The following is a 10,509-nucleotide window of genomic DNA, read 5'->3' as shown; positions in this document are numbered from 1 at the left end:
TCCAGCCGGTAGGCAACGCGCCTACCGGCTGACCTGGCGCGCGTAGTCCCAGGCCGCCTCGACGGCTTCCAGGGCGACGTTGTCGGTGACGCGCGCCGCGCCGATCTCGTCGAGGACGATGAAGCGGAGCCGCCCGGCCTGGCGCTTCTTGTCGGACTGCATCGCCGCGATCAGGTCGGCGTTGGTGAAGGCGTCGAGCGAGCCGGGAACGGGGAGCCGGGCGGCCAGCGCGTCGGCGCGCTCCAGCGGGAAGGCCTGCCGCAGCGTGTGGGACAGGTGCAGCGCGGCGCGCATCCCAACCGCGACGGCCTCGCCGTGGGTGAACGTCCCGTAGCCTGCCGCCTTCTCGATGGCGTGCGCGAACGTGTGCCCGAAGTTGAGCAGCGCCCGGCGTCCGCCCTCGCGCTCGTCGCGGCTGACAACATCGGCCTTGACCTCGGCGGAGCGGCGGAGCACGTGCGCGACGGCGTCCCGCTCGCGCGCGAGGAGCGCGTCCCAGTGTGCGTCGAGGAACTCGAAGAACGCGGCGTCGGCGATGTAGGCATACTTCACCACCTCGGCGAGCCCGCTCGTCCACTCGCGCTCGGGGAGCGTGGCGAGGACGGCCTGGTCGACCTGCACGAAGCGCGGCTGGTAGAACGCGCCGATGAGGTTCTTGCCCATCCGGTGGTTGATGCCCGTCTTGCCGCCGATGGCCGAGTCGACCTGCGCCACGAGTGAGGTCGGCACCTGGACGAGCGGCACGCCGCGCAGCGTCGTCGCGGCGGCGAAGCCCGTGAGGTCGCCCACGACGCCGCCGCCCAGCGCAATCATCGGCCGCCGCCGGTCGATGCCGTTCTCCAGCGCCCACGTCTGGATGCGCGCGAGGTGCACCATCGACTTGGTGCCTTCGCCCGCCGGGAGCACGAGCGCTTCGGGCCGCCAGTGGCGCTGCCGGAGTGTGTGCAGGAGCGGCCCGAGGTAATGCGATGCGACATGCTCGTCGGTCACCACGAAGCACGCGCCCGGCGTCAGCCCGCGCACCCGCATCCGCATCGGGAGGTCGCCGAGGTCACCGAAATAGATCGGGTAGCCGCGGTCCTCGGGCAGCGCCACCAGCACCGGCGAATGGTCGAGGGTCGATGTTTGATGTTCCATGTGGTCGTGCAAGCCCTGAATTAGCCCATTGCCTATCGTCTACTCCCCATCCTCAATCATACATCATCAATGGTCCATAGCCTGCGTCTCGATGATGCGGCGGGTGACGGCGAGCGCCGGGCCGGTGGGGATGAAGCGCGAGGCCACGGCGCCGACCTTGTTGGGCAGCCCGCTCACGATGGTGCGCTTGCCCCGCAGCAGCGCGTCGAGGCCGACGGCGGCGACCTTCTCAGGCGTCTCGGCGACGCGGAAGAACTTCTCGTTCATGCCCGCCTCGTCGGCGAAGGCCGTGGCTGTGGGGCCGGGGCAGAGGCAGGTCACGGCGACGCCTGTGCCGCCCACCTCGGCAGCGAGTGCCTCTGAGAAGCTGCGCACGTAGGCCTTCGTCGCCGCGTAGACGCTCATGAGCGGGATCGGCTGGTAGGAGGCCGTCGAGGCGACGTTGAGCACGCCGCCGCGTCCGCGCGCGAGCATCGCCGGGAGAAAGAGCCGCGTCAAGACCGTGAGGTTGGTCATGTTGAGCGTCGCCATGCCCTCCACGCTGGCCGCGTCTTGCTGGGCGAAGGCACCGACGTAGCCGAACCCCGCGTTGTTGATGAGCACGTCGACCTCGTGCCCCGCTTCGGTGATCCGGTCGTAGAGCGTCTGGGTGGCCCCCGCCTCGCCAAGGTCGTGAGCGAGGACGTCGACCTCGGCCCCGGCGCGGCGGAACTCGTCGGCGAGCGCATTGAGCTTGTCCTCACTGCGCGCGGTGAGCAGCAGCCGAGCTTGCTGGAAGGCGAGTTGGCGGGCCATCGCCTCTCCGATCCCGCTCGATGCGCCGGTGACGAGGACGGTCTGGCCGTAGTACGAATTCATGGCGGGGTGGGTCGAGGGTCGAGGGTCGAGGGTCGAGGGTCGAGGGTCGAGGGTCGAGGGTCGAAAGGTGCAGCGAGGGCGCGCCAGGCGTCAACGGTACCGCTCCGATCTCGTTCATTCTTTGGATGCCACACGGAGCGCGTGCGGCGTCTGCGGGCGTTTACCCTCGTCCCATCGCTTGCTCGTCACCGGGCGGCACTGCTAGACTGCATGCTCTTCCCCACCGCCGCCGCCCCGATGCCCGACCTCTCGCGCCGCGCCCTGCTCAATGACGCCATCACCCGCCTGCGCCTGGCGAGCGTCGAGGCACCCGAACGCAATGCCGAATGGTTGCTCTCGCACGTCATCGGCGTGGGACGAGCGCACCTGCTGGCCTACCCCGAGGCGCTGCTCTCGGCCGACGAGGCGGCGCAGTACGAGGCGCTCGTGGCCCGGCGGCTGGCCCGCGAGCCGCTGCAGTACGTCACCGGCGAGGCGCACTTCTACGGCCTCGCGCTGCGCGTCGAGCCCGCCGTGCTCATCCCGCGCCCGGAGACCGAGGAGGTCGTGGAGGCCGCGCTGGCAACCATCGCCGACGCCGACGCGCCGTGGGTGCTCGACATCGGGACGGGCAGCGGGGCCATCGCGCTGGCGGTGAAGCACGAGCGGCCCGACGCCGAGGTGTTCGCCGTCGACGTGTCCGCCGAGGCGCTCGACGTGGCGATGCGCAACGCGCAGCGGCTCGACCTCGACGTGGCGTTCGTGCACGCCGACCTCTTCGACCCGCGCTTCACCGAGCGCGTCGAGAACCGCTTCGACCTCGTGCTCTCAAACCCGCCCTACGTCCCTGACGAAGAACTCGACACGCTCCAGCCGGAGGTGCGCGACTTTGAGCCGGAAGGCGCGCTCGTCACCGGCGGCGATCCGCTACGCTTCTACCGCGCGCTCGCCGTGGTCGGGGCCGAGTTGCTCAAGCCCGGCGGCTGGCTCGTCGTGGAGACGCACGCCGACTACGGCCGGGCTGTGCGCGACCTCTACGCCAGCGAAGAAGGCTTCGGACACGCCGCGCTACGCCAGGACCTCGCCAGGCGCGACCGCATCGTGCTCGCCCAGCAGCCTGCGCATCCGCGCCCCGAGTAGCCACGTTCCTCATGCCTGACGCCCTGCCCCCCGCCACGTGGCACCGCGACGGCTTCACCGTCACCACCGACCGCGCGCGCTTCGACGTGGCCGCGATGCAGGCGTTTCTGGCGGCGGAGTCCTACTGGAAGCCCGGCGTCCCGCTCGACATCGTGCAGCGCGCTGCCGACGGCTCGCTCTGCTTCGGCCTGTTCGACGAGAACGGCGGCGGCGTTCAGATCGGCGGCGCGCGCTGCGTGACCGACACCGCGACGTTCGCCTACCTCGCCGACGTGTACGTCCTCACCGCCTACCGCGGGCGCGGCCTCGGGCAGTGGCTCATGCGCTGCATCCTCGACCACCCCGGCCTCCAGCACGTGAGCCGCTGGCTCCTCACCACGCAGGACGCGCATGCGTTCTACGAGCAAGTCGGCTTCGAGCGCGTGCCCTTCCCCGAGCGCTTCATGGCCGTGCTCAAGCCCGATCCGTGGACGTGAGCCTTGTTCACCGCACGAGCGTCATCTGGATCGTCTGCTGTGCGCGCTCTGTCTCGACCTGTGCGATGTAGACTCCGCTCGGCCATCCCCGCGCGTCGACCTCGATGGCGTGCGTTCCTGCCGGGGTGCCCGCCCGTGTCGTCTCGTAGACAATGCGACCGAGGAGATCGTAGACCCGCAGCGTCACAGTGCTCGGCGTGGGAAGCGTGTAGCGGATCGTCGTGCGCGACGAGAACGGATTGGGCGCATTGGGCCGCACGGCAAACTGCGCCGGGACGCCCGCGGGCTCCTCGGTGGCAACGCCCGTACCGCGCTCGGAGACGAGTTCACGGGCGGGCACGTCGAGCGTGAAGCCGTCGGAGAAGGCGACGGTCGTGGGCTTGCCGTTAGGGTTGAAGGCGACGTAGGTGGGCGTGCCCTCGTCGTCGCGGAAGACGGCGGCGGTGGGCGCGTCGGCGGTGACGGTCGTGTCGACGAGGCCCAGCGCGTCGAGGTTGTAGAGCCAGTGCAGCGTGTGCGCGCGGGACTCGCCGCCCTCGGGCTCGTAGGTCGGGTCGGCGAGGTAGAAGTCGAGCGCGCGGTCGGGCTCGCTGAAGGCGAGGTATTCCCAGAGGATGTCCTTCCAGATCACGGGCTGGCCGCCGCGCGCCGCCACCACGGCGTCGTAGTTGCGCGTGACGAAGTCCGGGTGGCGGCCGAGGTAGAGCGAGCCGCCCGTGAGCGGCAGGATGTTGATGCCGTGGATGAACTCGGGCTCGGTGCCGAAGAACGTCGTGTGCGCGCCCTTGCCGCCCCACACGATGCCGAGCGCCACACGCGAGTAGGCTTCGGGGAAGACCTCGTCGTTGACGTCGAACCAGTACTCCTCGATGGCCGACGCTTCGGTGGCGAATAGGTAGATGCCGAGGTCGCGGATATCTTGTTGACCGGTGAGCGCGCCCCACAGCACCGTCGCCGCGGCGAACTGCATCGACTCGGAGCTCGACTCCTGGTTGTTGCCGTCGGGGAAGTCGCCGTGGCCGGACGCCCAGCCGTGGCCGGCGTAGGCGTCGAACGAGCGGAGGAACGGAAACTGCGTGTCGCTGCGGTCCCAGTTGGCGGCGTCGCGGATGAGCAGGTTGACCATTCCGCCCCAGTTCTCCTGAGCCGCCCACGCGGGGTCGTACTGCGCGACCGTCGCGGCGGCCATGATCGAGTAGCCCCAGTGGAAGTGGTGGTCGTTGATCTGCGTGTCGGACCCGAAGCTCGCCGGGTAGCCCGTGAGCACGTCCCACGTCGCGTTGTAGAAGTACTGCTGCGCTCCGCCCGCCGTGAGCCAGTCCTGCAGCCGCGTCTTGATCTGGGCGAGGAAATAGTCGCGCTCGGTCGCCATGCCGAGTTGGTCGGCGATGTGGACGAGGCGGGCGAAGCGGCCCAGCGCCTTGCCGCCGAAATAGGTGTCGATGATCGGCAGCGTCTCGCGGGCGGTCTGCTCGACGAAGCCGCGCAGCGTGGCGCGGTCGTAGGCCCCGCGGTCCGGCAGCGAGGGCAGCACGCCATCGAACGGGAGGTCGGTGACGAAGGTGTTGCCTTCGAGCAGGCGCATCGTGCCGCGCGGCGATTCGTAGGTGAGGCCGGTGGTCGGCGTCTCGGTGTGGAGCCACTGGTGACGGTAGAGCGCCGTGAGCGTCTCGTTGCGCAGACCGGGGTTGCTCTCCTTCGGCTCGGTGGTGGCGGTGTAGGTCGTCCGCAGGCGGGCCGTGGCCTCGTCGTAGACCCACTCCACGCGGGTGTCGGTGACAAAGGCGTAGGCGCGGACGCGGAAGCGCGCGAACGTGCCCGGCGTTGTGTCGGGCAGCAGGGCGACGGAGAAGTAGTCGGCGCCGTTCAGGTCCGACGTGACGACGCTCGTCCCGGTCCAGTCGGAGCCGGTCGGGCCGAAGATGCCGTAGTGGCGGCCGTCCACGGTGACGCCGAGCACGTTGCCGTCGTCCAGCCAGACGGTCGGCGTGCCTGCGAAGGCGATGCGTGCGTCGCCGCCGGTGCGCTCGAAGAAGACGAACGGCAGCCCGTGCCCGAGCGTGGCCTCCAGCGTGTTCGTGCCGTCTTCCCAGCGTGCGGTGACGGTCCAGTCGCCGTAGCCCTTCACCGCGGTCTCGCTCGCTGCAAGGCCTTCCACGCCGACGATGAGTTGCGGAGTGTAGGGGAAGAAGTAGTCGGTGGCGGCGAGGACGGCGTTGGGCTCGTAGCCCATTTGCAGGCCCTCAGAGAGCGCGCGGGCCGAGAGCGGGTGCGCGAGGAGCGGCCCCGAGAACGGGTTCTCGAAGAACGGGAAGAGCAGGCTGCTCCAGAAGTCGTTCGTCTGGACCGGCTGGTCGAAGCCCTCGGCGACGAGCGGGAAGACGTTGCGCCCCGCTGCGTTCTGTGGCCCCACCGTGCCGCCCGGCTGCGTGGTGGCGTAGCTCCCCTGCCCCACCGGCTGCTGCTGTGCGACGGCTTGTGGCAGTGCCGCCAGCGCGACGAGCAGGAAGAGAAGCGAGATCAGGCGAAGTCGGAAGGCCATCTATTCGGGGCGATGAAGGGAAGCGCCCAGGGCCTACCAGAGGCTCGCGGCATTGTTCATGCGTTCCGACACCTACGCGCATGACCGACACCCTGATCGCTCCGCCTACCTAGCCCTAGAGTCCTAAGCGATACCACGAGGGCCTCGCACAGTGGCCGGTGCTGTTCGCATCTTAGGGTGCCCTGTTCACTAAGCCTCTCCGGTCCGTGCGCCTGCCCGTCCTCCTGCTCCTGCTGCTCGCCCCCACCGTGCTGGCCCAACCGGCCCGCCTCGTCACGCCCGACGACTGGGCGGCGCACTACATCGAGCGCCTGCAGCGGCGCGGCCACCTGCTGGAGCTAAACCCGACCCTGCTTCCCTACCGCGAGGCTGACCTGCGCGACGCGCTCCACGCGCTCGATCCCAAGAACTTGTCGCCGACCGAGCAGGGCTGGGTGGACCTGCTCCGCGTCCGCTACGACGGCGCGCGGCCCGACGGCGAACGCCACGACTCTGGTGCGGTGCAGCTCGGCCTGCACGCGGGCGCGGGCGGCCTCTCGACCACCAACGACCGCCTCGACCCGCTGCGCTTCCTCGACGTAAGCGCCCTGCCCGAGCCGGCGCCGCTCCCCGAAGGGGAACCCCTCGACGTAGACGCGCTGCCGGGCGACGAACGCGCAGCGCGAGACCTCGCACGCCTCATCGACCCCGGCGTCCAAGCCGGTCCGTTTCGGTTTCACTACAGCCTCCACCTAAATGCCTGGATGGCGTACGGGGACTTCATCGCACAGGCGGGCGGGCAGGCCAATTCGGTGCTCAACGAGGACCCCGACGGGCTCGACGTGGTGCTGCGCCGCGTCTCGCGCGTCGAGGACAGCTACGTCGGCTATGGCGGCAAACGCGCCGGGCTCTACGTCGGGCGCTACGCACAGCATTGGGGCATCCCGGGGCAGACGGCGCTCCTGCTCTCGGACAACCCGCGCACGTTCGACCAGATCGGGCTGCGCCTCGGCGGCGAGCGCTTCAGCCTGCACAGCACCATCGGCGAACTCGACAGCGTGACCGACGACGGGCGCTTCACCGGGCGCGTCGGCGAGCGCTTCCTGGGCGATACCGGCGTCCGGCGCTACCTCGCCGCGCACCGCTTCGACTGGCGGCCGACGAAGCACTTCGGGCTGGCGTTCATGGAGGCCGTGGTCTACTCGGGACCCAATGCGTCGCTTTCGCCCAAGTTTTTCAACCCGGCCTCGCTCTTCCTCCTCCTCGTCGACAACACGCCCAAGAACGACGAGAACAACGGGTTTGCAGCGGGCCTCATCTGGGGGCAGATCGGCAAGCTCACGCTCCAGGGCCAGCTATTGCTCGACGACCTCGACGTGCTGAACGCTTCGGAGCCTGCCTCGGTGGCGCTCGCGGGCACGGCCACGCTGGCGGGCGTACGGCCGTGGCTCGACCTAGGGCTGGAGGCCGACGCTGTCTCGGGGCGCGCCTACAACACCACGCAGCCAGAGGGCCGCTACCTATTTGCGCAGCGGGGCCTCGGCACGCAGTTCTCCGACTACCTCCGCTTCGCCGTCTGGGGCGAAGCCTACGCCGACGCCTTCGTGCCAGGCCTCATGGTGCAGCCGCGCGCCGAGGTGCTCCTACAGGGCATCCGCGACCCGCGCCAGCCCTACCCCACCGACGAGGAAGCGCCGACGTTCCTGGACGGGACCCTCGAACGCACGCTCCGCCTCGCGACGCGCGTACGCTACCAGCCGATCCCCAACGCCTGGATCCGCGCCGACTTCGGCGTTAACCTCGTCGGCAACGAGAACAACGTCGAGGGCGTGAACCGGACGCGCTTCGTTGGCATCGTCGAGGCAGGCGTCTCGGTCCAACTGGAGCGGATCTACCAGATGGGGTTCTAGCACGCTCCAAGTCGTTCGCACAGCACCTTCGCTGACGCCTCGCTTACCACGTCGTAGGTTCGCCCCCTGACTTTCGACCTGCGACCCGTGCCCCAAGACCCGAGACCCACCGACCGCCTCCGTGATACCCTTGCCGCCACGACCGAACGCGGCGAGAAGGCCATGGGGCTCTTTCTCACCAACGGCTTCCCCGACCCGGCCGCCACGCTGCCCATCCTGCGCGCCATCGACGACGCCGGGGCTGACTTCATCGAGCTTGGGATGCCGTTCAGCGACCCGCTCGCCGAGGGGCTGCCCATCCAAGAGGCCTCGGAGCGCGCGCTGTCGCACGGCGTCACGATGGCCGACGCCTTCGAGACGGCGCGGGCCTTCCGCGCGGAGAGCGAGACGCCGCTCCTGCTCATGGGCTACACCAACCCGGTGCTGCGCTACGGCGCGGGCAACTTCTGCCGCGATGCCGTGTCTGCGGGCGTGGACGGACTGATCCTGCCTGACCTCCCGCCGGAAGAGGCCGACCTCATCGAGGTCGAGGCCCAGGCCGCGGGGCTGCCACTCGTCTTTCTCATCGCGCCCAACACCACGGACGACCGCGTCCGACTTGTCGATGTCCGCGCCAGCGCCTTCGTCTACGCCGTCTCCATCACCGGCCTCACTGGCACGGGACTGGGCGACGCCGACCGCACGGACGCCTACCTGGCCCGCGCGCGAAGCCTCGTCGAAGCCAACCCGCTGCTCGTCGGCTTCGGGATCAAGTCGAACGACGACGCGGTTCGGCTCACCGCTCACACCGACGGCTTCATTGTCGGGAGCGCGCTCATCCGCGAGGCCGAGCGCCTCTGGGACGACCCGTCGCTCTCGGACGCCGACCGCCTCACGCAGATTGCCGACTTCGCACGGCGGCTGAAATACGGCTGATCCTGTTTCGTATTGCGTGTTGTCTCACCCGCTGCCCAATACGAAACACGCAACACGCTCTATGCTCCTCCGCTTCGTTCTGCTCCTGACTCTCCTAGTGCCCTTCGTTGGGTGCGGGTCTGGCGAGCCGTATGTGCCGCAGGAGCGCGGGCTGCTGGGCGAGGTGCTCGAGGTGACCGACTCCGAGACGTCGGCCGGGCCGGTCGGCGACGCCCTGCGCGAAGAGCTCGCGAGCAACGTGACCACGCTCAACCCGGTCGGCGGCGAGCCTGCGTTCAGCGTCCGGCGGCAGGGCCTCGCGCCGCAGTTCCTAAACAACATCAAGCTGCAGCGGTCGGTCGTCTTCGTGGCCCCGCTCAGCGACTCGACCAACACGGCGCGCTTCCTCCAGGCACGCTTCGGCGAGGACACGCGCGCGGCCATCGCCACGGCCGACCCTGGCGGCGGCGTGATCGAGCGGCCCGACCTCTGGGCGCGGGGGCAGATGATCTACTTCGCCACGGACACCACGCCAGAGCGCCTCGCTGACGCGATCCGCGCCAAGGGCTCGGAGATGCGGCGCAACTTCAACGCCGTCCAACTCGCCGGGACGACCACGGAGATGTACGACAAGGGCCGCCAGATCCTGCTCGAAGACACGCTGATGCAAGACCACGACTTCGCGGTCGGCATCCAGCACGACTACTTCATCGCCACCGACACCAGCTTCGCACCTGCCCCGCCGTTCGACGTCGGCACCGAGGCGCACGTGGTGTGGCTGCGGCGCACGCTCGTCGAGATCCAGCGCAACCTTCTCGTCTACTACGTAGACGGCGTCTCCGCCGACGAGGCTGAAGCCCTGCTGGAACCGAGTCTGATCGTCCGTCGCTTCGACCGCGTGACGAGCCAGTTCTTGCGTGGCGCGCAGAACGACAGCGCCTACGTCTTCACCGAGCCGCGCATCTCGGTCGACCTCGACACGACGACCATCGGCGGCAACGAGGCGCTCGAAGTGCGCGGGCTGTGGCGCATGAACCTGTTTGTGCAGGGCGGCCCGTTCATCGCCTACGCCTTCCACGAGCCGACGCAGGAACGGCTCTACCTGATGTATGGCTTTGTCCTCGCTCCCGGCAAGGACAAGCGCGAGTTCGTGCGCCAGCTCGAGGCGATGGCGCGCACGTTCCGCATTGCCGACGCAGCGGCCGGTCCGGCGGAGGTCGCCGCACTTGGCCTCCGTGAATCCGCTGGCCGCGCATCGATTCCCGTTCTATGTCATCCTGAGCGGAGATCCGCAGGATCCCAGTCGAAGAGTCTTGCCCCCGCGCAGGCGGGAGATCCTAGGATCGGCGTCGTGTCCCAACTGGAATGCGGTGACGAGACGGAGACCCTTCGACTCGCTGTGCTCGCTCAGGGTGACAACCTATGGGCTAGCATCACCGACATGAACGTAGGTGCAGCCGAGGTGGCCACGCATCATCCTACGCAGCATTTCGACGCGGCTCATCACGAGCCCGGCTGAATCATGGGATCGATGCTCGCGTTGTAGGTTCTCGCTGCGGGGTATTGGTCCCCGTCCTATCTAGCGAGAACCACG

Annotated in this window: 8 protein-coding genes; 5 read left to right on the top strand and 3 right to left on the bottom strand. The window is 69.1% G+C overall.

The window, feature by feature from the left end:
* Window positions 1-21: 21 nt before the first annotated feature.
* Both aroB and AAFU51_14680 read right to left on the bottom strand, forming a co-directional pair.
* Complete coding sequence (aroB, locus tag AAFU51_14685; protein MEO1572499.1) at window positions 22-1,137, bottom strand: 3-dehydroquinate synthase; 1,116 nt, start codon at window positions 1,135-1,137, stop codon at window positions 22-24.
* A gap of 66 nt (window positions 1,138-1,203) precedes the next feature.
* Entirely contained in the window at window positions 1,204-1,995 is a 792-nt protein-coding gene (locus AAFU51_14680) for an SDR family oxidoreductase (protein MEO1572498.1), read from the bottom strand.
* Window positions 1,996-2,205: 210 nt separating this feature from the next.
* On the opposite strand from AAFU51_14680, the gene prmC reads away from it, so the two are divergent.
* Entirely contained in the window at window positions 2,206-3,114 is a 909-nt protein-coding gene (gene prmC, locus AAFU51_14675) for a peptide chain release factor N(5)-glutamine methyltransferase (protein ID MEO1572497.1), read from the top strand.
* Between the two features lie 11 nt (window positions 3,115-3,125).
* Window positions 3,126-3,590, top strand: coding sequence for a GNAT family N-acetyltransferase (locus AAFU51_14670; protein MEO1572496.1), 465 nt, complete (start codon window positions 3,126-3,128; stop codon window positions 3,588-3,590).
* Window positions 3,591-3,597: 7 nt separating this feature from the next.
* Here AAFU51_14670 and AAFU51_14665 read toward each other — a convergent pair whose 3' ends face one another.
* A complete protein-coding gene (locus AAFU51_14665) occupies window positions 3,598-6,132 on the bottom strand; it encodes a glycosyl hydrolase (GenBank protein ID MEO1572495.1) in 2,535 nt (844 codons plus the stop codon).
* Between the two features lie 206 nt (window positions 6,133-6,338).
* On the opposite strand from AAFU51_14665, the gene AAFU51_14660 reads away from it, so the two are divergent.
* From AAFU51_14660 to AAFU51_14650, 3 genes are all read left to right on the top strand, one after another.
* Window positions 6,339-8,021: a capsule assembly Wzi family protein gene (locus tag AAFU51_14660; protein ID MEO1572494.1), complete on the top strand. Its 1,683-nt coding sequence runs from the start codon at window positions 6,339-6,341 to the stop codon at window positions 8,019-8,021.
* Between the two features lie 87 nt (window positions 8,022-8,108).
* Window positions 8,109-8,936, top strand: coding sequence for a tryptophan synthase subunit alpha (gene trpA / locus AAFU51_14655; protein ID MEO1572493.1), 828 nt, complete (start codon window positions 8,109-8,111; stop codon window positions 8,934-8,936).
* Window positions 8,937-8,997: 61 nt separating this feature from the next.
* Window positions 8,998-10,434, top strand: coding sequence for a DUF4837 family protein (locus AAFU51_14650; protein ID MEO1572492.1), 1,437 nt, complete (start codon window positions 8,998-9,000; stop codon window positions 10,432-10,434).
* The last annotated feature ends 75 nt before the right edge of the window (window positions 10,435-10,509 follow it).

The sequence above is a fragment of the Bacteroidota bacterium genome, from assembly GCA_039821555.1.
Lineage (GTDB): Bacteria > Bacteroidota > Rhodothermia > Rhodothermales > Rubricoccaceae > JBCBEX01.
Note: the sequence above shows the minus strand (reverse complement) of the source record. Positions and strands in the feature narration are given on the sequence as shown.

Bases quoted from the DNA above. Each gene is read 5' to 3' on its own strand.
- AAFU51_14680 (MEO1572498.1), bottom strand. From the start codon at position 1,995: ATGAATTCGTACTACGGCCAGACCGTCCTCGTCACCGGCGCATCGAGC.
- AAFU51_14670 (MEO1572496.1), top strand. From the start codon at position 3,126: ATGCCTGACGCCCTGCCCCCCGCCACGTGGCACCGCGACGGCTTCACC.
- prmC (MEO1572497.1), top strand. From the start codon at position 2,206: ATGCTCTTCCCCACCGCCGCCGCCCCGATGCCCGACCTCTCGCGCCGC.
- AAFU51_14665 (MEO1572495.1), bottom strand. From the start codon at position 6,132: ATGGCCTTCCGACTTCGCCTGATCTCGCTTCTCTTCCTGCTCGTCGCG.
- AAFU51_14650 (MEO1572492.1), top strand. From the start codon at position 8,998: ATGCTCCTCCGCTTCGTTCTGCTCCTGACTCTCCTAGTGCCCTTCGTT.
- aroB (MEO1572499.1), bottom strand. From the start codon at position 1,137: ATGGAACATCAAACATCGACCCTCGACCATTCGCCGGTGCTGGTGGCG.